26 protein-coding genes and 1 pseudogene are annotated in these 26,056 nt (G+C 65.9%); 11 read left to right on the top strand and 16 right to left on the bottom strand.

The window, feature by feature from the left end:
- Positions 1–26: 26 nt before the first annotated feature.
- Entirely contained in the window at positions 27–1,580 is a 1,554-nt protein-coding gene (locus QE394_RS12640; protein ID WP_349034684.1) for a cytosine permease, read from the bottom strand.
- Between the two features lie 108 nt (positions 1,581–1,688).
- Here QE394_RS12640 and QE394_RS12635 point away from each other — a divergent pair.
- Positions 1,689–3,438: pseudogene (locus QE394_RS12635) on the top strand (PucR family transcriptional regulator ligand-binding domain-containing protein).
- Positions 3,439–3,474: 36 nt separating this feature from the next.
- Here QE394_RS12635 and bla read toward each other — a convergent pair.
- Positions 3,475–4,419: a class A beta-lactamase gene (gene bla, locus QE394_RS12630; RefSeq protein ID WP_349034683.1), complete on the bottom strand. Its 945-nt coding sequence runs from the start codon at positions 4,417–4,419 to the stop codon at positions 3,475–3,477.
- Between the two features lie 55 nt (positions 4,420–4,474).
- Here bla and QE394_RS12625 point away from each other — a divergent pair, with 55 nt between their 5' ends.
- On the top strand, positions 4,475–5,383 hold the full coding sequence (locus tag QE394_RS12625) for a LysR family transcriptional regulator (protein ID WP_349034682.1): 909 nt from the start codon (positions 4,475–4,477) through the stop codon (positions 5,381–5,383).
- Entirely contained in the window at positions 5,380–6,294 is a 915-nt protein-coding gene (locus QE394_RS12620; protein ID WP_349034681.1) for a serine hydrolase, read from the top strand. Before QE394_RS12625 ends, QE394_RS12620 begins: the two co-directional genes overlap by 4 nt.
- 42 nt (positions 6,295–6,336) lie before the next feature.
- Here QE394_RS12620 and QE394_RS12615 read toward each other — a convergent pair whose 3' ends face one another.
- The 4 genes from QE394_RS12615 to QE394_RS12600 form a co-directional block, all read right to left on the bottom strand.
- The gene (locus tag QE394_RS12615; protein ID WP_261620902.1) at positions 6,337–7,206 is read right to left on the bottom strand and encodes an IclR family transcriptional regulator; all 870 of its coding nucleotides are present in this window, start codon (positions 7,204–7,206) and stop codon (positions 6,337–6,339) included.
- Between the two features lie 61 nt (positions 7,207–7,267).
- Positions 7,268–8,524: an aminopeptidase P family protein gene (locus QE394_RS12610; RefSeq protein WP_261620903.1), complete on the bottom strand. Its 1,257-nt coding sequence runs from the start codon at positions 8,522–8,524 to the stop codon at positions 7,268–7,270.
- Between the two features lie 121 nt (positions 8,525–8,645).
- Positions 8,646–10,016: an MFS transporter gene (locus QE394_RS12605; protein ID WP_349034680.1), complete on the bottom strand. Its 1,371-nt coding sequence runs from the start codon at positions 10,014–10,016 to the stop codon at positions 8,646–8,648.
- 317 nt (positions 10,017–10,333) lie between these two features.
- Positions 10,334–10,564 (bottom strand): hypothetical protein, encoded by a 231-nt coding sequence (locus QE394_RS12600; RefSeq protein ID WP_349034679.1) that lies wholly within the window; start codon positions 10,562–10,564, stop codon positions 10,334–10,336.
- A 157-nt stretch (positions 10,565–10,721) separates the two neighbouring features.
- Between QE394_RS12600 and QE394_RS12595 the strand changes: the two genes are divergently transcribed.
- On the top strand, positions 10,722–11,186 hold the full coding sequence (locus QE394_RS12595; protein ID WP_349034678.1) for a hypothetical protein: 465 nt from the start codon (positions 10,722–10,724) through the stop codon (positions 11,184–11,186).
- Positions 11,183–12,916 carry a DUF5671 domain-containing protein gene (locus QE394_RS12590; RefSeq protein WP_349034677.1) on the top strand — a complete coding sequence of 578 codons (1,734 nt, stop codon included), beginning with the start codon at positions 11,183–11,185 and terminating at the stop codon, positions 12,914–12,916. Before QE394_RS12595 ends, QE394_RS12590 begins: the two co-directional genes overlap by 4 nt.
- Positions 12,917–12,932: 16 nt before the next feature.
- Here the strand turns inward: QE394_RS12590 and QE394_RS12585 are convergent, their stop codons facing one another.
- The 3 genes from QE394_RS12585 to QE394_RS12575 all read right to left on the bottom strand — a co-directional run bounded on the left by QE394_RS12585 (position 12,933) and on the right by QE394_RS12575 (position 14,413).
- Positions 12,933–13,736 carry a cation transporter gene (locus tag QE394_RS12585; RefSeq protein WP_349034676.1) on the bottom strand — a complete coding sequence of 268 codons (804 nt, stop codon included), beginning with the start codon at positions 13,734–13,736 and terminating at the stop codon, positions 12,933–12,935.
- Positions 13,733–14,059 carry a winged helix-turn-helix domain-containing protein gene (locus QE394_RS12580; RefSeq protein WP_045731074.1) on the bottom strand — a complete coding sequence of 109 codons (327 nt, stop codon included), beginning with the start codon at positions 14,057–14,059 and terminating at the stop codon, positions 13,733–13,735. Before QE394_RS12580 ends, QE394_RS12585 begins: the two co-directional genes overlap by 4 nt.
- Before the next feature lie 105 nt (positions 14,060–14,164).
- A complete protein-coding gene (locus QE394_RS12575) occupies positions 14,165–14,413 on the bottom strand; it encodes a hypothetical protein (protein WP_056077855.1) in 249 nt (82 codons plus the stop codon).
- Positions 14,414–14,644: 231 nt separating this feature from the next.
- On the opposite strand from QE394_RS12575, the gene QE394_RS12570 reads away from it, so the two are divergent.
- The gene (locus QE394_RS12570) at positions 14,645–16,519 is read left to right on the top strand and encodes a Na+/H+ antiporter (RefSeq protein ID WP_056077858.1); all 1,875 of its coding nucleotides are present in this window, start codon (positions 14,645–14,647) and stop codon (positions 16,517–16,519) included.
- A 51-nt stretch (positions 16,520–16,570) separates the two neighbouring features.
- Here QE394_RS12570 and QE394_RS12565 read toward each other — a convergent pair whose 3' ends face one another.
- The 3 genes from QE394_RS12565 to QE394_RS12555 are packed head-to-tail and all read right to left on the bottom strand — an operon-like array spanning position 16,571 to position 17,704.
- Positions 16,571–17,188: a class I SAM-dependent methyltransferase gene (locus tag QE394_RS12565; RefSeq protein WP_056077861.1), complete on the bottom strand. Its 618-nt coding sequence runs from the start codon at positions 17,186–17,188 to the stop codon at positions 16,571–16,573.
- Positions 17,166–17,393 carry a hypothetical protein gene (locus tag QE394_RS12560; protein WP_056077864.1) on the bottom strand — a complete coding sequence of 76 codons (228 nt, stop codon included), beginning with the start codon at positions 17,391–17,393 and terminating at the stop codon, positions 17,166–17,168. The genes QE394_RS12565 and QE394_RS12560 overlap by 23 nt, the downstream gene beginning before the upstream one ends.
- On the bottom strand, positions 17,390–17,704 hold the full coding sequence (locus tag QE394_RS12555) for a hypothetical protein (protein ID WP_056077866.1): 315 nt from the start codon (positions 17,702–17,704) through the stop codon (positions 17,390–17,392). Before QE394_RS12555 ends, QE394_RS12560 begins: the two co-directional genes overlap by 4 nt.
- Before the next feature lie 161 nt (positions 17,705–17,865).
- On the opposite strand from QE394_RS12555, the gene QE394_RS12550 reads away from it, so the two are divergent.
- Entirely contained in the window at positions 17,866–18,294 is a 429-nt protein-coding gene (locus QE394_RS12550; protein ID WP_056077869.1) for a VOC family protein, read from the top strand.
- A 24-nt stretch (positions 18,295–18,318) separates the two neighbouring features.
- Here the strand turns inward: QE394_RS12550 and QE394_RS12545 are convergent, their stop codons facing one another.
- Positions 18,319–18,618, bottom strand: coding sequence for a hypothetical protein (locus tag QE394_RS12545; protein WP_349034675.1), 300 nt, complete (start codon positions 18,616–18,618; stop codon positions 18,319–18,321).
- Between the two features lie 96 nt (positions 18,619–18,714).
- On the opposite strand from QE394_RS12545, the gene QE394_RS12540 reads away from it, so the two are divergent.
- Complete coding sequence (locus tag QE394_RS12540) at positions 18,715–19,074, top strand: VOC family protein (RefSeq protein ID WP_261620907.1); 360 nt, start codon at positions 18,715–18,717, stop codon at positions 19,072–19,074.
- 119 nt (positions 19,075–19,193) lie between these two features.
- Here the strand turns inward: QE394_RS12540 and QE394_RS12535 are convergent, their stop codons facing one another.
- A complete protein-coding gene (locus QE394_RS12535; RefSeq protein ID WP_349034674.1) occupies positions 19,194–19,919 on the bottom strand; it encodes a GPP34 family phosphoprotein in 726 nt (241 codons plus the stop codon).
- A 141-nt stretch (positions 19,920–20,060) separates the two neighbouring features.
- On the opposite strand from QE394_RS12535, the gene QE394_RS12530 reads away from it, so the two are divergent.
- The 3 genes from QE394_RS12530 (at position 20,061) to istB (ending at position 23,892) form a co-directional block, all read left to right on the top strand.
- Positions 20,061–20,594, top strand: coding sequence for a GNAT family N-acetyltransferase (locus QE394_RS12530; RefSeq protein ID WP_349034673.1), 534 nt, complete (start codon positions 20,061–20,063; stop codon positions 20,592–20,594).
- Between the two features lie 1,292 nt (positions 20,595–21,886).
- Positions 21,887–23,104, top strand: a complete 1,218-nt coding sequence (gene istA / locus QE394_RS12525) for an IS21 family transposase (RefSeq protein WP_349034322.1) — start codon at positions 21,887–21,889, stop codon at positions 23,102–23,104.
- Positions 23,104–23,892, top strand: coding sequence for an IS21-like element helper ATPase IstB (istB, locus tag QE394_RS12520; protein ID WP_349034321.1), 789 nt, complete (start codon positions 23,104–23,106; stop codon positions 23,890–23,892). The genes istA and istB overlap by 1 nt, the downstream gene beginning before the upstream one ends.
- A 412-nt stretch (positions 23,893–24,304) precedes the next feature.
- Here the strand turns inward: istB and QE394_RS12515 are convergent, their stop codons facing one another.
- A complete protein-coding gene (locus tag QE394_RS12515; protein ID WP_349034672.1) occupies positions 24,305–24,910 on the bottom strand; it encodes a hypothetical protein in 606 nt (201 codons plus the stop codon).
- 164 nt (positions 24,911–25,074) lie between these two features.
- Positions 25,075–25,821, bottom strand: coding sequence for a hypothetical protein (locus QE394_RS12510; RefSeq protein ID WP_349034671.1), 747 nt, complete (start codon positions 25,819–25,821; stop codon positions 25,075–25,077).
- Between the last annotated feature and the right edge of the window lie 235 nt (positions 25,822–26,056).

Below are 26,056 nucleotides of genomic sequence, written 5' to 3'. Positions count from 1 at the left end.
GCTGGGGTGTTGAGTGGAAGTGCGGGTCAGATGACCGGGAGGACTGCGGCGCTGTCCGGGTTTCCAGCGACTGCGGTCTTGGCGTCGGAGCCGGAGCCCGTGACGTAGCGGAGGTGGACCCGCGGGCCGAGGACCGCGTAGACGCCGGCGCTGGTGAGTCCGCCGGCCAGCCAGGAGAGGTCCCAGCCGCCCAGGGCCACGGCGATGGGGCCCTGCATGGCGGGTACCAGTCCGTACATGAACATCCAGGTGGCGAAGATGCCGGCCAGGAGCGAGGTGACGCCGGCCCAGTTCACGCCGGGGAGGCGGCGGGTGCCGATGCCGTCGAAGAGCCGCTCGGTTCCGCCCGGCCAGCGCTTCTCCAGCCAGAAGTAGTGCACCAGCATGACGCCGCCCCAGGCAGCCACCCAGGCCACGAGGCCGATCAGCCAGGCGTCCAGCACCTCGGCGAAGTTCTCCTGGAAGATGAAGAAGACGACGGCGGCGAGGGAGAAGACGCCCACGAACAGGTTGAGCTTGCGGCGGCTGATGGAAATGTCCAGGGCCTGAGTAGCGACGGAGAAGGTGTAGATGTTCAGGATGTTGGTGGCGATGGGGCCGTGCAGCACCATCAGCAGGACCGGCAGCGCCATTACGCCGAAGTTTTGGACGATCAGCTTTCCGGGGTCAACTTCGCCGCTGTTCGTGGCAAGGCTGGCGCCGAGGATGCCCAGCCAGACCACCGGGATGAACTGGCCCAGGACCGAGGCCAGGTAGACCTTCTTCTTGGGGACCGAGGTGCTCACGAAGCGGGAGTAGTCAGCGGCGTAGGTGAACCAGGTGATGCCCCAGCCGATGCCGATGGCGGTCATCACGGCGCTCATGGCGGCGATGCGTTCGGAGCCCTCGAGGATGTTGCCTGCGGGGCCGGCGTAGCCCCAGTCGATCTTCATGCCGAACCAGGCGACGGCGGACATGACCGCGAGGATGATGATGGTGGGCGGTACCGTCCACTTTTCGAAGGCGGCGATGGCTTTGTAGCCGAACCAGGCGATGGCAACCTGGGCAGCCATGATGGTGGTTGCCACGCCGATCTTCCAGGCGTAGTTGTGGGCTTCCGGGTCCACCCAGCCGAGCGTTCCGAAGAGGGCCATCACCAGGTCCAGGATGATCCAGGTGTTGACGGCGCACCACCCGATCACCAGCAGCGCCTGGATGGCGGCGGGGAGGTAGTTTCCGCGCCGGCCGAAGGCTGCGCGGGCCAGGACCATGCCGGTGGCTCCGGTTTTCTGGCCCAGCAGGACGAAGCAGCCGAAAAGCAGCATGCCGATCAGGTTGCCAAGGACAAGGACGGTGACGGTGTCCGCGAAGCCGAGTCCCAGGTGGATTCCGAGTGCTCCGAGTACCCAGTTGATGGGTGCCAGGTTGGCGCCGGCCCAGATCCAGAACTGGCCGGACACCTTGCGGGTGCGGGCGGATTCGGGGATGGGCTGGAGCCAGGCTTCGTGGTCGACGGTGGAGTGGTCTGTGGTGTGGTCTGTGTGGCCGTTTGCGTCAGAACCAGCGCGCCTTTGCGCTGAAGTTGAAAGCTTTTCTTGCATGGGGGCCTCCGTGAGGTGGATTTCGTACTTCCAAGGCTATGTGGCCCCAATCACAGTAAACAAGATACGATGTGTCGAACAGATTCCACTTCTACGTTACGGACCGTCGTGTCAGTGTCTCTTGGTGAAATACTCGCCCATCCAGCCCTCGCCGCAGCCAATCCCGTGGTCCATCCGCTGGGCACGGACACGTCCGCGCAGCCGGTCCGCTGGGTGCACTCGAGTGAAGTTCTGGACATCGCGCCGCTGCTGCGCGGCGGTGAGCTGCTGCTGTGCGGCGGCATCACCTTGGCCACGGCCACTCCCGCCAGGCGCGGCGATTACGTCCGTGAACTGGCCCAGCGCGGCATTGCTGCCCTGGCCATCGAGACCGGCGGCGTGCTTCCCGAGGTACCCTCCGACATGCTGGAAACGGCGGCCGAGTACGGTCTTCCGGTGGTGGAGCTGCGCAAGGTGGTGCCGTTCGTGGGCATCATGCAGGCCATCAATTCCATCCTGGTCAGCGAGTCTGCGGGGCACCTGCACCAGGCGGACGCCGCCACCCGGGCCATGGCCGCCGAGCTGGCCCACGGCGCGTCCCTGGACAAGATCCTTGGCGTCCTGGCCGGCATCACCGGGTCCTCGGTGCGCCTGGTCTCTCCATGGGGCGTTGCCCTGGGCAGCGCACTGCCGGAGGGTTTGGACGCAGCGGAACACCAAGCCGCGAACGACGCCGGCACGGACAGCGGCGGGCCGGCCGACGGCGGCGCGGGCAAGGGCGGCAGCGCGACGCTCGACGAGGCTGCCGGCGGCAGCGCTGCTGGCGGCAGCGGGACATTCGACGCCGCCGGGACTCACGCAGGAACGGACGGCGCCGGGGGCGACGCGGTCACCGAGACGCCGGACCTCACGGACGCGCCCGCACCTCCCGACGCGCCCACCGGAACTGCAATGAGCGTGGACATTCCCGTGCGCGGCGTTCTGATGGGCAGGCTGGAGGTGTTGGTTCCGCACGGCTGGGGACACGGCGCTGGCGCAGGTGGCCGGGGAACGCGCCGTCGACATCCTGGGCTTGGCGCTGCTGCAGCACACCCCGCCCGGCCTGCATGCCCAGGCCGGGGCCGAGCTCATGCGCGCCGTCCTAACCTCAGCACCCGAGTGGCGCCTGGAACAGCTGGCCCCGGGGGCAGGGTTTCCGCTTGATTCGCCGCTGGTGGTGGCCGCCGTGCATGCGGCGTCCCCGCAGGAAATGCGCGGGGCGATCGAGGCGTTCCTGGGTGCCGGCCGGATTCCCAGCGCCGCGTACCTGGACGACGCGGAACTGGTGGTGATGGCGGGACTCCCCTGCGCCGATACGGCCCGGGTGCGGCGCGAGCTGCTTGCTTCGCTGCAAGGACTGGAAGGCAACCACGACGCGGTCATTTCGGTGGGCCCGCTGGTTGACGGGGTGGCAGACGCCGCGTGGTCCCTGGCCGAGGCACGCCGTGCCCTGGATGTGCGCCAGGTGCGGCGCCGGAACGCGTCAGCGCGCAGGCGGCCGCCGGCCCACGGCCTGGTGGTGCTCGACGCCGACGACGCAGCCGTGGAGAGCCTGGCGCTGACGGGGCTTGCGGCGTCGGCCCGGGAGGCGTTCGTCAACCACCAACTGCGTGCAGTCCTGCAGCATGATGCGCAGCGGCAGTCCCAGCTGATGGAAACGCTGCAGGTCTGGCTGGATTCGGGCTGCAACACGGCCCAGTCGGCCCGCGAACTGCACCTGGAGCGGCAGTCGATGCACCACCGGCTGCAACGCATCTTCGATCTGTGCGGCGGCGATCCCCGCGGCACCGGCAGGCTGGCGGCGTTGCACCTGGCCGTGCGGATGGCCGGCCTGCCCTGACCTTCGGCGGGCGCCGGGGGTGACGGAACACGGGGATCAGAGAAGCTCGCCGAAGATGAGCTGGCCTACGCGTGCCACCGCAGCATTGTTGTTTACAGCATCCGGGCGGTCGGTCCTGGTCATCACGGCGAGTGTCAGCGGAGGACCATCATCCGGCCACACCACCCCGGCATCGCTCACTACCCCATAGTCGCCGGCGCCCGTCTTGTCGGCGAATTCAGCTCCAGGTGGCACCGCCGCCCCCAGCCGCCCACCGGAGGTGGCATTGCGGAGCATCCACCCACGGAGCCGGGCCTGCCCCAAGGTGTCCAGTGCGTTGCCGAGCAGCAACGACTCGTAGAGTCTGTGGATGTCACTGGGCGTGCTGGTATCGCGAACGTCGCCGGGAAGCGCCTCATTGAGCTCAGGTTCCCACCGGTCGAGGCGGGTGGACAGGGCACCGAGGGTCTGCGCATATGCGCCAATCCCCTGCGGTCCTCCCATGAGTCCGAGCAGGAGGTTTCCGGCAGTGTTGTCACTGAAACGCAGGGCGGCGTCGGCCAGTTCCTCCACGCTCATGTTCCGGTCCTGATCGGCCGCGCAGATGATGGAGTTCTCCACGATTTGATCCTTGCGGAACGCGATGCGACGCTGCCAGAACCCGTCGTCGTACGCATGGTCGCGAAGCAACCTGGCAACGGCCAGGGTCTTGAACAGGGAACACATCGGAAAAGTGTCGCCGCCCCTGTACGCATATGCAGGAGGTTTCCCCAGCCGTCCCGCCGCGACCCCTACGGTGAGGCCGTATGCTGACTCGATCCCGCTCATCGCGCTGTCGAGGCGCCGGCGGACGTTCCCGGGCGCCGGCTGCTGCGCAGAGGCCGGGCCTGCTGTTCCGGCAACGGCGGCCGCCAGCACTCCTCCTGCACTGAACATCAGGACCTTGCGGCGGGTTGGTTGGGCTGACGGTTCCGGGAGCTGGGATTTGCGAAAGTGATCCATGCGGCCAGTCTGGGCGGAAAATTTGCTTCGCTCAAAGACAGAAATAGCAGGATTTATGCGTCAACGGCATGATGGGTGGATGGACCTCCTCAGCGGTGCGCGCGCGTTCGTGGCCGTCGCCCGCCGGCAAAGCTTCTCGGCAGCGGCCAGGGATGAACGGACGACGCAGCCCGTTATAAGCCGCCGCGTTGCCGGTTTGGAGGCCCACCTCGGCGGGGCGCTGCTCGAGCGGAGCACGCGCCAAGTGCGGCTGACAGCCCTGGGCACGGCGCTCCTCGAGCATGTACAGGCCCTGCTGGGCGCCGAACGCTCGCTGGTCGACGCTGCGGCATCACACCGCCGCGGCACGGTCCGGCTGCTCGTGCCCTGCGATCTCGATCCTGCCCGGTGGGCGGCCCTGAGATTGCGTGCACTCGGGGCGGGCGCCGATCTCGAAATCGAGGAAGTCGGCCGGGAGCGGCGTACCTTACGGTTTCGGCTCGGCGAAGCGGATGCCGCCCTGCTTTGGGTCGAAACTGCACGGGCCGACTGGGTGGTGCCGCTGGGCCTCGCGCAGGTGACCGACCGGCGCAGGCCGCTCACACTCGCAGCTTTGCGGCCCACCCGCGCCCTGGGGCCAAAGGCGGCTTCCAACCTTGTGGTGATGGCCGAGGATGCCTCCGGCCAACTGCTCTCCGCGCTCCGGGAGTCCGCTGCGGAATGCGGTTTGGCAGCACATCAGGTCGCCGAGTCTCCCGGCCTCGTCAGCGCACTCGCAGGAGCCCTGGCCGGCGACGACTGGGTCCTTTGCGCCCGGGGGCAGGCTGCCGCGTGGGGCCTGGAATGGTTTGAAGTCCGTGAGCTGCCGGTGGCACGTACCTACCGGCTTGAGGTGCGCACGCCGGACGGGCGGCGGCTGTTTGATGCAGCACTTCGGCGGGACATCGCCGCGGCACTCGGCGCCGATCCACGGGAGCAACCTTGACCTTGACGGCGTACGACGCCGGCGCTGGCGCCAGTGCCCTGCGCCAGGCAGCCCACGTACTTGAGGCCGCGGGCCTTGCCGGATCCCTTCTGGTGCGCCACTTGGGCACCGGACACGAGTTGGCACTGGACGCCGACCGTCCCTATCCCCTGGCGTCCGTGGCGAAGCTGCCGCTCGCGGCGGCTGCGCTGGACACTGCCCACAGGGGCGGCTTGGACCTCGGCATGCCGGTGCATATCGACGGCCCAAGCCGGTCCCAGGGCGGCCCCGGCATTGCCCGCTTCACCCACCCGGCCACGATCGCAGTGGGGGACCTCATCCGGCTTGCCATAGAGATCAGCGACAACACAGCCGCTGACGCAGTCTTCCGCATCGTTTCCCCGGGCGACGTCACGGAGTGGCTCCGGGACCTGGGCACCAGCGGCATCATTCTCCGTCATCCCATTGGGGAGCTCTACGCCTCGCTCGCCACGCAGGCAGCAGCTGGCGATGCTGCCACCGTGCACTCGCTCGTCGTTGAAGCTGACAAGCAGGGGCATCCGTCTCCGTTGCCCCAACTGGACGTCGAACGGGCCAACGCCGGCACCGCGCGGGGCCTTGCCGATCTCCTGCAAAAGATCTGGGACGGAACCGTCTCCCCGGCGGTCGCGGCGCCCCTCCGTGAGATGCTTGCCGCAAACGTCTTCCGGCACCGCCTCGCGCCGGATTTTTCGGCAGATACGTCCACCTGGTATTCGAAAACGGGTTCCTTCGTCCATCTTCGGCACGAGGCTGGGGTCGTCGAACACATCGGCGGGCCGGCCCTGGCCGTTGTTGCCCTGACGCGCAGCCGGGTGCCCGCGGCCATCCAGCCTTCAGCAGAGCAGGCAATGGGTCACGCTGCCCGCATCCTGCACGACGAACTCGTATAGCAGCACACCCGGACGGCAGTACACCCGGACGCGCCGGAGCGCCTACTGCGGGCTGCGGCCGCCGAGGCGGGTGGTCACCTGGGCGGCGGCGGCCATGCAGGCTTCGCCGAGGTCTTCCAGCCGTTCGCGTGAGACCCGGAACCTTGGGGCGGGGATCAGTACGACGGCGGTGACGTCGCCGCGGTGGTCGTAGGCGGGCGCGGCGACCCCCACTTCGTCCATGGAGGATTCGCCATAGTTTCCGGCCCAGCCGCGCCCCGCAACCTCCTTGAGCCGGGCTTCGTAAGCCGCCAGCCCGGCGTCGTCCATTCCCGGGAAGGTGACGGCGCCGCTGCGGAGCAGCTCGCGGACCCGCTCGGCGGGCTGATGGGCGAGGAAGACCTGAACCGAGGCGCTCATGGCGTCGCGGTAGCGTGCGCCGAGGGGTGTGGTGTGCTTGATCTGGTGGGGGCTGGCGATCTGTTCCACGCAGATTGCCTCGTCGCCGTTCCACAGCATGAGTGCGCTGGTCTCCCCCGTTTGCTCGGTGAGCCGGCGCAGCACGGGGTACGCCACGCGGCGTTCGTCCATTTCCGCCAGCAGCGGCCCGGCCACGGCGATCAGCCCCAGGCCCAAACGGAACCGGCGGGTTTCGGGGTCCCGTTCCACCAGGCCTTCCTGCTCCAGGGTGGCCAGGATCCGGGAGACGGAACTCTTGTGCATGCCCACGCGGCCGGCTATTTCGGTGACTCCCAGCAGGGGTTCCTCGGCGCTGAAGGTGCGCAGCACGGCGATGGCGTTGACGACGACGGAGGCACCCTTGGCGTCCGCCCCGCCATTGGCGCCGGTGCCGGCAGTGCCGTTCTCACCTGCGGCGTCGTTATCTGCTGCGTCTTTTTGGCTGGTCTTTGCAGGAGTCATGGTGGACACCATCTTTCCCTAAACGGCGGAAGCGGCGCCACGTGTCCGTGACGCCGCTTCCAGTGCTGGACGGTTAGGCCTCGATGATGTTCTTCTCCGGGCCGAACGGGAACTTGGTGATGTTCTCCACCGAGTTGTCCTCGCCGATGACCAGGATGTCGTGCTCGCGGTAGCCGCCGGCACCCGGCTGGCCGTCGGCGACGGTGATCATGGGCTCCATGGAGACCACCATGCCGGGCTCCAGGACGGTGTCGATGTCCTCGCGCAGTTCCAGCCCGGCTTCGCGGCCGTAGTAGTGGCTGAGGACGCCGAAGGAGTGGCCGTAGCCGAAGGTGCGGTTGGCCAGCAGCCCGTGGCTGATGTAGATCTCGTTCAGTTCCGCAGCGATGTCCTTGCAGACGGCGCCGGGCTTGATGAGTTCCAGGCCGCGCTTGTGCACCTCCACGTTGATGTTCCACAGTTCGAGGGAACGCTCATCCGGCTGGCCCAGGAAGAGGGTGCGCTCCAGGGCGGTGTAGTAGCCGGAGGTCATGGGGAAGCAGTTGAGCGAGAGGATGTCGCCCTGCTGCAGCTTGCGGGTGGTGGCCCAGTTGTGGGCGCCGTCGGTGTTGATGCCGGACTGGAACCACACCCAGGTGTCGCGGACTTCGCGGTCCGGGAAGGTCTTGGCGATCTCGTGCACCATGGCCTCGGTACCGATCAGGGCGACCTCGTACTCGGAGATCCCTTCGCGGATGGCGTTGCGGATGGCCTCGCCGCCCAGGTCGCCGATGCGGGCACCGTGCTTGATGACCTCGATCTCCTCGGCGGACTTGAACATGCGCTGGCGCATGGCATCCTGCGAGACGTCCAGGAGCTGCGCGCCCGGGAACGCGGCGGCGATCTTCTCGCGGGTCAGGCCGGGGAGGAAGTCATCCTCGACGCCAAGGCGGGTTGCCTTGACGCCGCGCTGGCGCAGCGCTTCCTGCAGGCCGAAGTAGAAGTTGTCGCGGCGCCAGTCGGTGTAGACGATGTTCTCGCCGTAGGAAGTGCGCCACGGCATGCCGGCGTCGATGTTCGCGGTGATGGTGACCGAGTCGTCCGCGGTGACCACCAGGGCGTAGTTGCGGCCGAACGTGGTGAAGAGGAAGTCGGAGTAGTACTTGATGCCGTGGTAGCTGGTCAGGATGACCGCATCCAGGCTCTTTGCGGCCATGATTTGGCGGAGGCCGCCCAGGCGGCGCTCAAACTCGGCGTCGGAGAACGTGAGCTTGCCCTTGGTGCCGTTGTGGAGGACCTTGAGGCGCTCGAGGTCGGCGATGGACGAGGCGTTATCGGCGGTGATAGTCACTGTTGTGCCTTTCGTTGGTGCTTCTGGATTGTCCAGTGCAGTTGATGTGGTGTGGATCGGAAGGGTGGTCAGGGGCCTTGCGGCGGCCGGAGGTGCCGGCGGGTCTGGGAATGCCGGCGGCTTAGAGGTGCTTCAGGGGCTTTCGCGACGTCTCGGTGGCGAACAGGACTGCCGCCAGGGACACCGCTGAAGCCGCCACCAGGTACCAGCCCGGGGCGATCTTGCTCTGGGTCATGGCGATCAGCAGCGTGGCCATGAAAGGCGCAGTGCCGCCGAAGAGCGCGTTGGAGAGATTGAAGCTCACGGCAAACCCGCTGTAGCGGACCTTGGTGGGGAACAGCTCTGCCAGGAAACTGGGCAGTGTTCCGTCGTTCAGTGTGAGCATGCCGCCCAGGAGAATCTGGACCAGCACGATGATCAGGAAATTACCGGTTTCCAGCAGCATGAACGCCGGAACAGTAAGGACCATGAACAGGATGGATGCTGTGATCAGCATCCGCTTGCGGCCGAAGACGTCCGAGGCCATGCCGGTGAGGAAGATGAACCCGATGTAGCTGGCCAGGGCGATGGTGGTGGCCAGGAAGGATTCGGTGGGACCGAAGCCCAGTTCCTCGGACAGGTAGGTGGGCATGTAGCTGAGGATGACGTAGAAGCCGACGGCGTTGAGCAGCACTGCGCCGCAGGCGATGACCAGCTGCTTCCGGTAGGTCTTGAACATGGCCAGCGCGGGAGCCTTGGCTTCGGTGCCCTCCTTCGCGGCCAGTTCCCGGAAAGCGGGGGTGTCCTCGAGCTTGGTGCGGATGTAGCGCCCGATGAGCCCCATAGGGGCGGCAAGCAGGAAGGGCAGCCGCCAGCCCCACTCATGCAGCTGGTCTGTGGTGAGCACCGCGCTCAGGAGTGCGGCAATGAGAGAGCCAAGGAGCAGGCCGGCCGCGGTACTGGCCGGAACCACGGCGGCGTAGAGGCCGCGCCGGTTCGCGGGGGCGTACTCCACCAGGAAGGCCGACGCGCCCGCGTACTCGCCGGCGGCCGAGAAGCCCTGGACGATGCGGATGAGGAGGAGCAGAACCGGTGCCATCAGCCCGATGGACCCGTATCCCGGAATCAGGGCGATGCAGAACGTGGACACGGACATGATGACGATGGACAGGGACAGGGCCTTCCGCCTGCCGAGCCTGTCACCGATGTGGCCCCAGAAGAAGCCGCCCAGGGGCCTGACGAAGAAGGAGACCGCGAAGACACCAAAGGTGGCCAGCAGCGCTGTTTGCCTGTCCGCTTCCGGGAAGAAGACCGATGAGATGACGGCGGCGAGGTAGCCGTAGACGGCGTAGTCGAACCATTCGACGAAGTTCCCGATGAAGCTGGCGGTGACCACCCGGCGTCGTACGTCCTTGCTGGGCGTCAGGGTGCTAACGCCGTCGCCTGCCACTGGGGATCCATCGGCATCCTTGGCGATGACTCCCGCCTGGGGCGGTGTTGTTTCGTGACTCATAGAACCACCAATAAAAGTTGGAGTTGCACTGGTTGCAACGTCGTTGTTTCAACATAGGTGGTGACCACGAACACAGTCAAGGGATTTACGGACTATTTCCATGGCAGTGGCACTCGTAATAACGGTCCTTGCCGCGCGCTGACGTCAATTCCGCAAAAAACGAGCAAGTTGCACTCAAAGCAACATTGTTGAAACTTGATGGAAACCTGTTGCGGCTACGTGAACAGGTAAGCAGCCTGACTGCAGGCGGACCCTGCAACGCGAAAAACAGGCGACGCCGGGATAATCCCGCCGTCGCCTGCTGTGATTCCTCTGTCCTAGGAGGAACTGCCGCCCCGCTGGTCCCCATCAGTGAGGGGCTGATCCGGCGGAGGCTCCTCCCCGTGCGGGTGATCCTTGTGGCGGGCTTCCTGGAGGTGGTGCTCCAGCTTCTCCTCGGCGTCGCGGCGGCGTTGGCCCACCGTGCGCATCTGCTGCGTGGTGGGCGTGGTGTGGGCACGCAGATGCGGTCCTTCATCATTCGGGGTGTCAACCCTGTTTTCCTGCATACGAACATAGTCCCACCGCCGCTGTGGTGCGGATAGGGCCGGGCAGGTAGCTGGCAGGTAGACAACGATTGGAGCCTTGCGCCTAACCCCGCACTGAGTCCCGCACCGGGCCAAAAGACATCTGTAAAACTCCCTGACCAGGGCGCATACTGTCGCCATGAGCGACGCCGCGCGGAAACCGGACCGAATCCTGTTCGTGCTGATCGGCGTCGTCGGACTGCTGGTGGTAGTTGCGCTGGCGGTGGTCTTCACGCGCGGCGAGCCCGCTGCACTGGACGAGGCCAGCCCGGCCGGGGTGGTTCAGCGGTACAGCAAGGCCGTGATCGACGGCGACAACGCCACCGCGGATTCCTACCTCACCGATGCCGCCCGGAGCAGATGCCGGGGAGGCTATCCGGGTGAGCCCCGCCCGGCGCGCGTCGTTTTGGTCTCGACGTCGGAGCGCACCGATTCAGCCACGGTGCGGGTTTCGATCGTCCAGCAGTCCCAGGGCGGACCGTTTGGCCCGTCCGAGTACGAGATGGAGGACGCCTTCTCGCTCCTGAAAGCCAATGGCACCTGGAAAATCGACCAGCCGCCCTACATCCTGACGGCGTGCTCCGGGGTTCCGGCCAAACAATGACCACTCGGGCAGCCACCACCACCCGCGCACCGGCCGGCGGCCTGGCCACCCTCCGCCGCCTGATCCTCTACGTGCTGCTCTTCGCCTTGGTGGTGATTGCGGCGTCGGGTGTGAGCGGGCTGCTCGAACGGCTCTTCCGTGCGTCTTCCGTGCTGGTCACCGGCGATCCTGCCAGCCTGGCACTGCCCCTGGCATTCACCCTGATCGGCGGCCCGCTGGCCCTGCTGCTGTGGTGGTTTGCCTGGCGGCGCCTCGACGACCCGGCGGAGCGCACCGCCGCCGGCTGGGGACTGTACCTGTCCGGCATGTACGCCGTTTCCCTCATCATCGCCACCACCTCGCTGTTGAATCTGGCAACGTCTTTCATCAATACGCAGGCAAGCCAGTGGCATTCTCCGCTCGCCAACGGCCTGGTGTGGGCAGCCATTTGGCTCTGGCACCGGTGGATGTGGAAGCACCCCGCGAAGCCGTCGACGCACCTGGAGGACGTCAGGACACTCCTCGGATCGGTCTTCGGCCTGCTACTGGGCGCCGGCGCGGCGATTGCCGCCCTCAGTGGCCTGTTGGATGTGGCCATCCGAGGGTTCCCGCTCAGCGCGGCGGTTGAGCCATGGTGGTTTGCCCCGGTCCGTTCGCTGGTGTGGGCGGCGGGCGGCGCCCTGGTGTGGTGGTGGCACTGGTTCAGTGAAGGCGGCCGGCACTTCCGGACCGGCCTGGCGGATGTGGCAATGATCGCCGTCGGCATCTTCGTTGCGGGCATCGCAGCGCTGGGCGGGGTGGGCGTGGTGGTGTTCGTCCTGCTGCGGCTCGCGTTCGACCGCAGCGATCCGATGAACCTTCTGCTGGAGCCCCTCGCGCGGGCAATCTCGGCCGCCGCAATCGGCGCGGTGATATGGCGCTACCACCGGGACGTGGCGGCAACCCGTTCCACCGAAACCAGGCGCGCCAGCCTCCTGGTCACCTCGGCCGTTGCGCTTGCCGCGGCGGCTTCCGGGGTGGGCGTGGTGGTGAACGCCCTGCTGGCCGCCGCCGTCTCACCTTTGGCCGGCGGCGCCGCGCGCACCCTGCTGCTGGGCGGTATCAGCTCCCTCGTGGTGGGCGGCCCGGTGTGGTGGCTGGCCTGGCAGCCGCGGCAGCAGCCCCGGACGGCGGGCGAAATCCCACCCGGCCGGCGCATTTACCTGGTGGCATTCTTCGGCGTCAGCGCCGTGGTGGCCCTGATTACGCTGCTGGTGACGGGCTACCGGGTGTTCCAGTACCTGCTCGGCGACGTCTCCGGCGGAAGCCTCCTGGACAGGACCCGGGCGCCGCTGGGCCTGCTGGTGGCGGCTGGCCTGGTGGCGGGCTACCACTTCGCGTTGTGGCGCCATGACCGCACTCTGCTGGCGGCCGCGGCCCCGTCCCTACGGCGGATGACCGGCCACGTCGCCCTGGTCAGCGGCTATCCCGCGGACATCATTGACGTCCGCTCTTTGGCACGGGGCATCGCCGACGCCACGGGAGGCGCCAGGGTGACCGCCTGGCTGAGGGCGGACGACGGCGGCACTGGCCTGCCGCCGTCGTCCGCCCTTGCGCCTGCGTCACCGGCTGCCCAGCCCGACGAAATCATCCAGCAGGTGATGGCGGCATTGAACGGTGTGGCCGCGCCGCACGTCCTGGTGATCGTGGGCCCGGGGGGCCGCCTCGACGTGGTTCCGCTGGCCGTGCCACCTTCCGGCCATCAGGGCTGAAGTTTTCGGCGGCTACTCAGCTCTTGCTGCGAATGGGCAGGCCCAATGACTGTGGCTGCGAGGGAGTGCACCCGGGGCAGCACGCGTCTAAGTCCTGCCCGCTGCCGGCCTGGCTGGCGGCGGCATTTTTGGCCGCGTTCCCATTGACGCGGGAGACCGCAGGCGACCCGGCAGATGACTCAGCAGCGTGGGGCACCGCGCAGCACGCGTCCCCGCGCCAGGCGTTGAAGCCCTCGCGGACGGCGATGCCGGCGATCACAATGGCGGCTGCCGCGTCCGCCCACCACCAGCCCAGGGTGCTGTTCAGGACCAGGCCCACCAGAAGAACCGCCGAAAGATAGGTGCAGAGCAGTGTCTGCTTTGAGTCGGCGACGGCGGTCCGGGACCCGAGCTCGCGTCCTGCCCGGCGCTGGGCCCATGAGAGCACTGGCATGATGGCCAGGCTCAGGGCTGCAATCACGATGCCGGGGGTGGAGTGCTGGGCCTCTCCCCCGCCTGCCAGGGACCGAACGGCGTCGATCGTGACGAAGGCGGCGAGCGCGAAGAAGGAGATGGCGATGATCCGCAGCGTGAGGTGCTCGCGCCGTTCCGGGTCCTTCGCGGAGAACTGCCACGACAGTGCCACGGCCGACGCGACCTCGATGACCGAATCCAGTCCGAACCCGATCAGTGCCGACGAATCGGCCACGCCGCCGGCCCAGAGCGCAACCACGGCTTCGATGACGTTGTAGGTGATGGTGGCGGCTGCGAAGAGGCGGATCCGGCGGGTCAGGATGGCCCGCCGCTCGGACGGGAGGCGCTGGGCCAGGGTTCCGCTCACGCGAGGCACTCGCCGTCAGGGGCGCAGCAGGCAGGGTCCACGGCGAGGACGACGCCGAGGAGGTCCTTGATGGCGTGGCCCAGCCGGGCATCAGCAAGTTCGTAGCGCGTCCGGCGGCCGTCCGGGACCGACACCACCAGCCCGCAGCCCCGCAGGCAGGTGAGGTGGTTGGACATGCTCTGCCGGGACACTCCGATGGAGTCGGCCAGATCCGACGGGTAGGACGGTGCCTGGGCGAGGGCCAGCAGGACCTGCGCCCTGGTGGGATCCGAGACGGCGTATCCGAAGCGCGCCAGGACCGGGGCGTGGGTAAGGGTCTCCATGCCTCCGACAATACATCTTGGGCTGTATCCATTCAAGGCTGTACTGCAACCAGGCCTCCTGGACCCGTGGCCTGGCCGGACGCCTGACCCAGCAGGACTAGGTGGCTAGCTGGACGCGTCCCGTTCGATCTCTTCCGCGAGGTCGTCCACTTCTTCGGGCCGGGCATCTATGCCGGCTTCCTCGAACCGTTCCTCGAGGACAGTGCTGACATCGTCCTGCACATGGCCTAACTGGATCTCATGCCGCACGTCGTCGGCAATGGACTCTGGTGTCTCTTCCGGGGGCGTTCCTCCTACGATTTCGTCGCTGCCATCGAAGGGGTCGTCGGCGCCGCCGGTTCCGGAATCAGTCATATTCCATGGTTACCCGCCTGCCCGCCGGAGTAAACGGCCCCGGGCGCCGAGGCCGGGAACCTTGCCAAGGAAGCGTACGACGGCGGCCGCCTCCCGCCGTCGTACGCTCGACTTGGTCATCTGCCCGCTCAGGCGTCCGTTCGCTGCGGCGGCCACGCCCCGCCGTCGTGCTTGGGCCTTTCCGTTGTTGCCGCACGTTCCCTTTGGCGGCGTTCCTGGGAGAATGACCCCATGGAAATCGCCCTGGGCCTTCTGGTCCTCGTTGCCGTGGTGTGCGCCGGCAGCGCCCTTGGCCGGAAGCTCAACGTTTCGGTGCCGCTGCTGCTGGTGCTGATCGGGGTGGCGGGTTCGTTCCTCCCGTTCATACCGGATATCGAACTGAACCCGGAACTGGTGTTGGTGGGGCTGCTGCCGCCGCTGCTGTATGCGGCGGCGCTGCGCACATCGCTGTTCGATTTCGGCTCCAACCGCCGCGCCATCGGCCTGCTTTCGGTGGGTTATGTCATCTTCGGCACCCTCACCGTGGGCTTGGTGGTCTGGTGGCTGTTTCCGGAGATTCCGCTGGCCGCCGCGTTTGCGCTGGGGGCCGTGCTGGCACCGCCCGATGCGGTTGCTGCGACGGCGATCGCGCGGAAGGTGGGGATGCCGCGCCGGATCGTCACCATCCTCGAGGGCGAATCCCTGGTCAATGACGCCACGGCCCTGATCTGCCTGCGGGCCGCGATCGCCGCCATCTCGGGTGTGGTGTCCGTGGCCGGGATTGCCGGGGACTTCGTGCTGGCCGTGGGCGGCGGACTGGTGGTGGGCATCGCCGCGGCGTACGTGCTCACCATGCTCCGCAAGCGGATCCGGAACGTTGCCATCAATACTTCGACGTCGCTGGCGGCGCCCCTCGTGGCGTACCTGCCGGCCGAGGCAATCCACGCCTCGGGTGTGCTCGCCGTCGTGGTCACCGGCCTCATCATGGGCACCAAGGCGCCGTCCATGCCCAACGGCGCGGCCCGGCTCAGCCAGCGGAGCAACTGGAACACCGTGCAGTTCCTGCTGGAAAATTCGGTGTTCCTGCTGATCGGGCTGCAGGTGCGCACCATCGTGGACGGCGTCCAGGACGATTCCCTGGGCGCGGGCAGGATCTGGGCCGGCTGTGCGGTCATCCTGCTGGCCGTGCTGTTCCTGCGGCCGGTGTGGGTATTCCCGGCCACCTACCTGCCGCGGCTGATCCCGTCGGTGCAGCGGAAGGATCCGGCGCCGCCGTGGCAGTTTGCGGCCATTGTGTCGTGGGCCGGGATGCGGGGCGTGGTCACCCTGGCCGCCGTGCTGGTGCTGCCGGAGGACCTGGAACACCGGTCAGTGCTGATCCTCGCTGCCCTGGTGGTGGTGGGCGGCACCCTGACGCTGCAGGGTTTCACACTGCCGGCGCTGGTGCGCATCCTTCGGGTGCAGGGGCCGGACCAGCGCGAGGACGCCTTGAACCAGGCATCGCTCATGCAACTGGCCACCGCCGCGGGCGTCGCGAAGCTGCATGAACTCCGGACGGATGACGACCCGCCGGAGGTGGTGTCCATGCTGAAGCGGCGGACGCAGGAACGCGGGCTTGCGGCGTGGGAGCGGCTGGGGCGGCCGTCGGCGGAAACGTCCACGCCCAGCGAGCGCTATGCCCGGCTGCGGCTGGCGATGCTGGAGGCGGAGCGTGAGAAGGTGCTGGAGCTTCGCCGGGGTGGCGAGTATGCGCACGAGGTCCTGAGCGCTGTCCTTGAGCGGCTGGATGTTGAGGAATCGATGCTGGACGTGTCCCTGGACGAGATTGACCCGTCGGGCGGTGGCGGGGGCGAAGGCGTGGCAAAACCCGGTGGTGAATGCGACCATCTGGAGTCCGCGGAACCAAGGGAAGTGCCCGGTGGCGCCTTCTGCGAGGACTGCGTCCGGGAAGGGACGACGACGGTCCACCTCCGCATGTGCCTGGAGTGCGGCAACGTGGGGTGCTGCGATTCCTCCCCCGCCACCCACGCGTCCAGGCACTTCGAAGCGACCGGGCACCCCGTCATGCGCAGCATCGAGCCCGGAGAGGACTGGCGCTGGTGCTACCAGGACGATCTTCTGGGGTGAATGGGCCCTATTCCGGTGAGCTGGCGGGTGCGTGGCCGGTGACGGTTGCCGTCAGTGCCGGAGGCGGGCGCTGATCGCTGCGTGCGGCCGGACACCTGCTTCGGTGCGCCTCGTTACGGAAACGACGTCAAACCCCGCGCCCTGCAGGAGTTCTTCCAGGTCGGCGGCGGGCCAGAAGTAGGCAGGGGCCACGGCGTGCGGGAACTGTTCCACCCGGGCGCCTTCGAAGAACCCGAGGAGGAGCGCTCCGCCGGGCGCCAGCCTTCTTCCCAATTCTTCGAGGATCAGGGGCATATCTTCCGGTTCGGTGTGGATCAGCGAATACCAGGTCAGGATGCCGGCCACGGAGCCTGGGGCGACAGGGAGATCCCGGAAGCCTGCAACCCGAAAGGCGACATTCGGGAACCGTGTGCTGGCGTGCTCCACAAACTCGGGGACCGGGTCGAAGCCTTCCACGTCCGCGCCCCGGTCCGCCAGGAAGCTGCTCCACTGGCCGGGTCCACAGCCCACGTCCAGCACGTGCCCCGATAGCGGTTCAGCCCATTCAGCGATGAGTGTCCTGTCCTCGGGATGAGTGGACTCCAGCGATCCGAACCTGGAAATATACTCGGCTGCGCGCGCCGCATACGCGGCCCGAACTCCGCCGTCAGTCCCGGGGCGTCCGTGCACGGCTTCTGGTTGCGAAAAAGCCCGGCAGGCTGACCATGAAGGCCGCGACGCCGAGGCCCAGCAGGATGGTGAACGGGAGCCCGCCCTCCCTGACGCCGTATTCATCGGCAATCAGGGCGAAGTTCCAGGCTGCCACGGCGCCGCACACCAGCAACGTGGCGCTGGCCACCAGGGCAAGCGCCCAAAAATCAGTGCGCCGTGTCATCGATTCGTTGTCCGCCCGCTCCGACTGCCGCTCCGATAACCGGCCCAGAAGGCGAGGACCAGCAGGCCCAGCACTGCGATGCTCAACCCGATCTGCGTCCCCTGCGTTACGAAGGTCATGCCGGATCCGTTGAAGGTGTCGTTGCTCAGCGGTGCGTAGGCGAACCAGCCAAAGCTGGCGTTCGCCTGCCCGTTCCACGCGACGATGCACCCCACCAGCAGCGCGGCGACGCCGAGGAAAGGCACCACGACGGCACTGATTTTGCTGCGTTTGGACGGTTTTCGCTGTTCAGGTATTTCGTTGTCCCCCATGCCTGCGAGTCTAGCCGTGGGAGCCGGGGCGCCCTTCCCGGTTCAGCCCGCCCCGTCTAGGCTGGGCGGGTGCCCGGCGTAAGCTTCACGGCCTCACCCGCAGCCGGCACCCGGATGAGACGTCCGGAACAGCCCGACTTCCCGGAACCCGAGGATGGATGATGACCAGTACCCCTTCGCAGGACGCCGTTCGCACGCCAGGGCCCCAGGTCTATGTCAGCTTTCCCGGAACAGCGCGGGAAGCCCTGACCTTCTACCGGGACGTCTTCGGCGGTGAACTTGCCCTGCACACCTACCAGGACTTCAGCCGGAGCGACGGCTCCCCGGACGCCATCGCCCACGGCACGCTCAGCGGCGTCGTGGCGCTTGGAGGCTCGGACGCGGCGGCCGGCGAGGCGAGCGTCCGCACCGAAGGCGTCATGCTCTCGCTGCTGGGGACCGCGGAACCGGCAGTGCTGCACGAATGGTTCCACAGGCTTTCCGACGGCGGCACCGTGGTTGATGCCCTCGCGCCAAAACCGTGGGGCGCATCGGATGGCCAGGTCATCGACCGGCACGGGCTCCACTGGCTGATCGGTTATGAGGACTAACGGCGGAATGGGCTAGCGGCGGAATCAGCTGCGGGCGGGCCGCCGGCCCATCCTGAAACCGGCCCAGAACGCCAGCACCAGCAGGCCCACGACGGCGATGGCCAGGCCCGCCTGTGTTCCCTCGGTGATGAGGTCCGCGCCGATGCCGGTGAACGGCCGGTTACTGTTCGGCGCGTAGGCGAAAGTGAATGAAGCGTTCCGGTTCAGCCACGCGATCAGGATTCCCGCCAGCACCGCAGCAACGGCCAGCGAAGGTACGACGGCGGCACGCCACTTGGTGCGTTTGGACGGCAGGCGGTCTTCAGGTGTGTTGTGCTCCCCCATGGAGGCGAGTCTAGCGGTGCCGTGTTTGTCCCATCGGCGAGAAAAGCTGGCCCCGAGACCCTGACAGCCTGCACGGGACGGGTCTAGGCTGGGCGGATGTTGACCATCGGCACCATCGTCCTCGGCGTCAACAACGTCGCCGCCGCTACCGAATTCTGGCACTCAGCCCTGGGCTATGTCCCGCGGGAACCCGGTGACGACACGTGGGTAACCCTCGCGCCGCCGTCGGGCCCTGGCGCGTTGCTCTCGCTCATGCTGAGCGAAACCCCCGTGCAGGACCGCCCGCGGATCCATCTTGACCTGTATGCGGAGGACCAGGGGGCCGAGGTGGAGCGCCTCGTCTCGATTGGCGCCCGGCGCGTGGACTGGGATCTCTACCCGGAGGACCCGGACTTCATCGTCCTGGAGGATCCCGACGGAAACCGGTTCTGCGTTATCGACAAGAGCGGCGGCTAAACTACCGCCGCCTTCTTGCAGCAGGCTGCAATGCCAGCCGCCCCACATCTGAGAGCTCAGCCGGTGGTCGTACGCGCGCCGTTGCTCGACTTTTGCTCCGCGGTGCCATCCTCCGGCTCCTAGAGCATGGCGGTTTCCTCCTCCGCCAGCCGGATCAGCCGCAGCTCGTCCTCGACGGCCCGCGCCGGCCAGTACTCCTTGGCGAGACCGCTCGCCCAGTTCCTGTCGGCGTCCGGGAACAGCTTGTGCAGCAACCCTGCCGCCTCAAGCAGTGCGATGAGGGCCAAAATCCTCGTCTTCTGCGCGGCGGTTGCTGAATTGTTGGATTGGGCCGCTGGCTCCTCCGCTGCGCCGTCAGCCGGTGAGTCCGGCACCACGGTTGTGGGCGTCGCTCCGCTGAGCGTTGACCCGATCCTTTCGAGGAGTGCGAACTCCGGCTCATGGTCTTTTTCCGGATAACGTACCGGCCGGAAGCGTGCCAGGTGCCGCTCCCCCACGTGTTCCACTATGCCGAGGGCCGCCATGCCCTCGTAGATCCGATGAACCTGGGCGCGGCCTTCCATGATGGAAACCCAGCGTGCGGGAGTGTGGGGGCGGGACTTGCCGCGGATCAGTTCCAGGTCAGTTGCAAGGTCGTTCCTGGCGGCTGATCCTGTGGCCCGGACGTGCTTGCCCTGCAGCTCGATTGCGCCGGCCAGGTCCAGCTCGGCCAGGATTGCACCGGCCACTGTGGTCCTGAGCGCGAACAGCGGCACTTCAGGCTTTCCGTCTTTGTCGTTGGTAGCCAGCAGCAGGAATTGCTGGGGCAGGTTAAGGTTCACCGCAGCCGGTGCTTCAGTGTTCATACGGCCATGGTGGACCTGCTGGGCCGCCGCGACTACGGCCTTTCGTACCTACCTGCCCGATATAAGCATCCAGACAGGGCTTGGGTCCGGCTGGTGACTGCCCGGACCGGACGCGCAGCAAGTGCCGGTAAATTTGAGTGAATGATCCATGTTGACCGGGACAATCCCGTACGCGGTGATGTCCACCGGCTCCTGAGCGAGCATCTGGCGGACATGTTCGCCACCTCGCCTGCCGAGAGCGTGCACGCGCTGGACCACTCGGCACTGTCCGTGCCCTCGATCGCCTTCTGGACTGCGCGCGAGGACGGCCAGTTGTTGGGCTGCGGCGCCCTCAAGCTTCTTGATCCCGAACCCGGGCCCACACTCGATAGCTCAGAACCCCGCAGCGCCGCAGTTCACGGAACCGAACTTCACGTTGCTGGCCGGCTCGGCGAAATCAAGTCCATGCGCACGGCCGCGGCGGCTCGTGGGCGTGGTGTGGCTACCCTCATGCTCAAGCACATCATCGACCACGCCCGATCCCAGGATCTCGAGCGCGTCTGCCTGGAGACCGGAACCGAGGATTACTTCGCTCCGGCCCGGCGCCTTTACGCGCGCCACGGTTTCACGGAGTGTCCGCCTTTTGCCAACTACGTCCTGGACCCGAACAGCGCCTTCATGGAGCTGCGCCTCTAACCTTTGCTGCAGCGGGCACGCGCTCTAGTTGTACGAAATGCAGGCGTTAGGCATGGGTGAGCCGAACGCACCGCGCTCAGGCCGCTGTCTCGTCCGCCCTCCTGACTGCCTTATCACCGAGCATTCTGTTACTTTCCAGACATGGGGATGCCGAACAAGGTCTTTAGGTCGCTGAGCATTTTTCTCGCTGGCTTTGTGCCGTGGGCGTTGCTCTGGCAAGTTATTGGGGTGATCCAAGCGTTGATCGTCGGGGCTGTGGTCGCTGTTGTGGTTGCCCTCCTATTCCGCAGGGCTGCGGCAAGGCGTTGAAGATTGGTGCAGACCGTGACACTGATTGCTGGCGTATGACCAAAGTGTGGACGAGCGGAGGGCCAGGCGGCCCATACTCACATGGTTTGATAATCTTATGAAGGTCTGGGTTTGGGGAGCCGCCGGAGCATTGTTGTTTTGCACTGCGATATCTTTGGTCGTTTTCGGTTTTTTGCAACCCGGCGTTTCCTGTGAGGGCGAAGACAGTTCGGCGGGGTGTCCGTCGACGGCCACCCATGCCAGTCTGTTGGTTGCAGGAATAATCACCCTCCCCGTCAGCGCCCTCTTCATAATTCGTGCAAGAACGATGCTCCGACTCGCGGACAGGATGTCGAGTTGAGCCCTAGCCAGATAGGCGTGAAGACACACCTGTCTGATCGACGGCACAAATCAGGCGTGACCGTATGGCCGCATACGGGAGCCGATTCTGCCAGAGGAACCCAACTCTCCGATTCGCTCCGCCAGTAAGCTCCCAAGAAATCCGTTGGCCGACAATTCGGCTGGCGTCAACAGTCAGACCTCAGCGCAAGAACGCCCAGATACTGAGGGGTGCCCGAACAGAACGAAGTTCGTGCCGTCATCTTCCAAGACGGAGACGTGCCTTGGGCCGAAAAGAGCAACAACCGATTGGCAGATATCAATCGCGCTCTTAACCTCTTCGCTACCTTCTGTATCGCGAGGGCGCATAAGACTGGTTTCCACGCTAATCCTGCCTGGCTCAATCTCGGTTACGGACTTTATATAGCCCCACCAAGGCGCATTCTTTTTGGCCATCTTGAAGTCTGCAGTCTTGTCCGGGCTGTGGGCTGCGTTCGGAATGGAGTCAGGGGGTGCAGCAGCCTGACTGACTCTGGTCTGGACCGGCGTAGTAGCGTTTGACGAAGTCTCGGGAGCGTATGCCAGGCAACCGTGTCGGTGACGGTTGAAAAGTGAGCCATTGTGACGGTTGAAAACTGAGCCACCTGTTCCAAACGATTGGGTGGGTGATCACAGTGGAGGATTGGGCGCTTATTCGGCGGTTGCATCTGGCCGAGGGTGAGTCGATGAGGTCGATAGCTGCGCGGTTAGGGATCTCCAGGAACACGGTTGCGAAGGCAGTCAGCGCTGAGGGTCCGCCAACATATGTTCGTGCGCCGCAGGACTCCGGGATTAAGGCTGTGGAACCCGCAATCCGTGCGCTGCTGCTGGAGAACCCGCGGATGCCGGCGACGGTGTTGGCTGAACGGGTGGGCTGGTCGGGGTCTGCGGCCTGGTTCCGGGAGAACGTTGCCAGGATCCGGCCCGAGTATGCCCCTGCTGATCCTGCTGACCGGATCTCTTACGATCCCGGGGATCAGGCGCAGTGTGATCTGTGGTTCCCGGAGGTGCGGATACCTGTCGGTGCAGGCAAGGCCAGGGTGTTGCCGGTCCTGGTGATGGTGTCCTCGCATTCACGGTTCATCATGGCCCGGATGATCCCGTCCCGCATGACCGGGGACCTGCTGGCCGGAATGTGGGAGCTGCTCGGGGCCCTGGGTGCGGTTCCGCGGCGGCTGATCTGGGACAACGAAACCGGCATCGGCCGGCGGAACAGCTACGCCGCCGGAGTCGCGGCATTCGCCGGGGTCTTGGCCACCCGGATCGTGCAGGTCAAACCCTACGACCCGGAAAGCAAGGGCGTGGTGGAGCGGGCCAACCAGTTCCTGGAGACTTCCTTCCTGCCGGGCCGGGTCTTCGCCTCTCCGGAGGACTTCAACAATCAGCTCGGCCAGTGGCTGCCGAAGGCCAACGCCCGGCTGGTCAGGAGGACAGGCGCCCGCCCGACGGACCTGCTCCCTGCGGACAAAGCGGCCATGCTGGCGCTGCCACCGGTTCCGCCGGTCACCGGCTTCACCTCAAGGGTTCGGCTCCCGAGGGACTACTACGTCCGGATGGGATCCAACGACTACTCCGTCCACCCGCAGGCCATCGGCCGGTTCGTCGACGTCACCGCCGACCTCGAAACTGTCACGATCAGCCTGGACGGCAGGCCGGTCGGCACCCACTCCCGGTCTTGGAGCGCCGGTCTGACCATCACCGATCCGGACCACGTCGAGGCGGCAAGGGCACTGCGGAAGGCCTTCCAAACCCCGCACCCGGTGGGCGAAACAACCGGGCTGAGGGACCTGGCGGACTACGACCGGGCGTTCGGGGTTGTCCTCGATGACGGGCAGGTTGCCTGATGCCGGCCGCCAAGGAAACCATCGGCCAGATCGAATACTACGCCCGGGCGATGAAAGCACCCCGGATCCGTGAAGCAGCACCCCGGCTCGCGGACCAGGCCCGTGAAGGAGGCTGGACGCACGAGGAATACCTCGCCGCTGTGCTGTCCCGGGAAGTCGCAGCACGGGAAGCATCCGGCGCCGAGATCAGGGCCCGGGCAGCTGGTTTCCCGGCCCGGAAATCACTCGAGGACTTCAACTTCGATCACCAGCCCGGCCTCAAACGCGACACCATCGCGCACCTGGCCACGGGCGCGTTCCTCACCGAAGCGTCCAACATCGTCCTGCTCGGACCGCCCGGCACCGGCAAAACCCACCTCGCCACCGGCCTGGGCTTGCAGGCCACCCAGCTCGGTCACCGGGTCCTGTTCGCCACCGCCATCGACTGGGTCGCCCGGCTCCAGGCAGCCCACCAGAACGGCCGGCTGCCCCAGGAACTGGTGAAGCTGCGCCGCTACGGCCTGATCATCGTGGACGAAGTCGGCTACATCCCGTTCGAACAGGACGCCGCGAACCTGTTCTTCCAACTGGTCTCATCACGATACGAGCACGCCTCGCTGATCCTGACCTCGAACCTGCCCTTCGCCCGCTGGGGAGACGTCTTCGGCGATCAGGTTGTCGCCTCGGCCATGATCGACCGCATCGTCCACCACGCCGAAGTCATCACCCTCAAAGGCTCCAGCTACCGCCTCAAACACACCCAGGTCGATTCGCTGCCCTCGACAAGACCGGAAAATACGGCAGAATAACCAGCGTCAAAGTGGCTCAGTTTTCAGCCCGCGAAATGGCTCACTTTTCGACCATCGCTGACAAACCGCACAGCAGCAGCGCAAAAGGAATAGCAACCAACGCGGCCAGTGGGAACGAATTCCTGTAGGCGTTCCGTTGCCTGGAGTACGTCGACTTTTCCAACTGCATTTTTATCCCCCAAGTTGCAACGCCTACAGGTAATCGTGGCGCCCTCAGCATGGGCGCCTGGGTATCCCGCTGTAAAGGACTTCACGGGCGACACAGGTGCTAACCAGAGCACAAGCGGGTCGAGCGCCCGGTGAAAGACCTCTCTTGACGGACGGTCAGGAATGCGCGGTGATCCTAAGAAACGGATGCTGCTTATGCGTAGCACGGTTCGCCGCGCCATCTCCGACCAGGCTTTGCCGCCAGCTACGAGGGGAGTGTTGGGAAGCTGTCCAACCAGGCAAGAATCCGAGCTGCTGCCTCCTGCGGTGCGAGGCTGCCGTTGTCCAGCCGCATATGCCGGTGTTCAGCCAGGAGGACGGTTGCTGGCAGAGACTGGTCCAAACTGGCATCGAGGTCGGTATTCATGAGAAATCGCTCCATTTCGCGAACATTCATGTCAGACCACTCCACGTTTCTCTTCGATCGCTTCTCAGCCAGTCGCAGCTCAGTTCGATTCCGTTGTAGCCGCGTATCCAGATCTGCCGCCAGTTCCACGAACGCTACCTCTGCACCCTTTTCGACATAAGGGCGGATGTATTTCCTAAGCTCGTCGGCGTCTGTCTGCAGCTCAAGGCCCCAGACAAATGTGAACAGCAAGTCGGTGTCTGAAAGGGCAGCTTCCTCGACGACCCCCTCCCGCCAATCGGCAAGTAGCCGATTGAACGGCGGTGTCCCGTAGTTGAACACCTCAAGTAGGGGCTCGATAAGCGCGTGGTTATGGAACAAGCGAAAATCGCTTTGCCGAGCGACCTCGCGTCCGACGGTCATCTTACCGACGGCGGGTGGACCGAATATCACGAGCAAGCGCATGCAGTAACTCTCCCACAGGGAGTTGCCGTCATCCCCGCGCTAAAGCGGGATGTCCAGAAGATCGCAGAGCAGGCGTTTGGTCCCATAAACCCGTGGCCCACCGGACGCTTCAAGCGCCCGTTTGGGGATCCTTTATCTTTCGACGTTTAGGGAGTGCTACTGCATCAGCTGGTCACTTGTCGGAGCTTGAACACGATCGAGTCGAAGACGGCTCGTGCCTCTCGTGTCAGCTCCGGATTGATCGATTCGTGGAATTGGACCATCCAGAACATAGCGCGCTGGCCGTGCAGGTTGACCACCCGGTAGGTTTCGCGCTCAGCGACGCTTGAGTACCAGCGGGTGCATAGGTTCGAATGTTCTGAGTGAACGCAAAACTGGCCGTTGTCGCAGGCTTTGATGTCCACGTCGCCCTCGACGGAGAGGTCGAATTCGACGCCGGAGTAATCGCCCACCACGACCTCGGCGGGAGGGGTGCTCGCCGTTGACGTCTGCGCCGTCAACGCGTCGACGAACGCCTTAGCCGACGGATCGACCTCGACGAGCGCGCCCTGCCACGCGCATGCGTCCCTCGGCACATGGTCGGAGTGCCACCAGCCCACGAAGACCGCCCTATCACCCGGGTGATCCGGGTCGTCCTTACGCAGTCCGTCGCCGTCTTCACTCACCCAGCCATCTGGGACGGTGATCTCGAAATTCTCGGCGAAGCTGGTGACGACGTATTTACCGGCATCGATGTCGCCGCTGGCCGGTAGCGGTGGGATCGTGGGCAACGCTGGCGCCGTGCGGGCCTCCGTAGACGGTGCGGGGGATGGCGCCTCGGCGGGGGTGCACGCCGACAGGCCGAAGCAGACGGCCAAGACTGATGTCATGGAGATGAAATGGCGTAGCAGCACACGCATGGCGGCCTCCAACAACAAACCTTATGCTGCGGACGTTACGCGCAGCCAACACTGACTGCAAGAGACGCCAGTAGCCAACGCACCCCTACTTTATATAAAGGGAAACGGATGGTGAGTTCCGCCGCCGGCTATTGTGGTCATCCCTTCTGGTTCTCCAAAGCCTCAGCCCCCATGCGCTTGAAAGGGCGCTCTCCGAACTCTGGACTAACAGAGTATTCGGTGCCCGATTGGGGATGGGCTTATGCCT

Source organism: Pseudarthrobacter sp. SORGH_AS 212 (assembly GCF_030818145.1).
Taxonomy (GTDB): Bacteria; Actinomycetota; Actinomycetes; order Actinomycetales; family Micrococcaceae; genus Arthrobacter.
The sequence above is the reverse complement of the archived record's forward strand: the minus strand, read 5'-3'. Positions and strand labels throughout refer to the sequence as shown.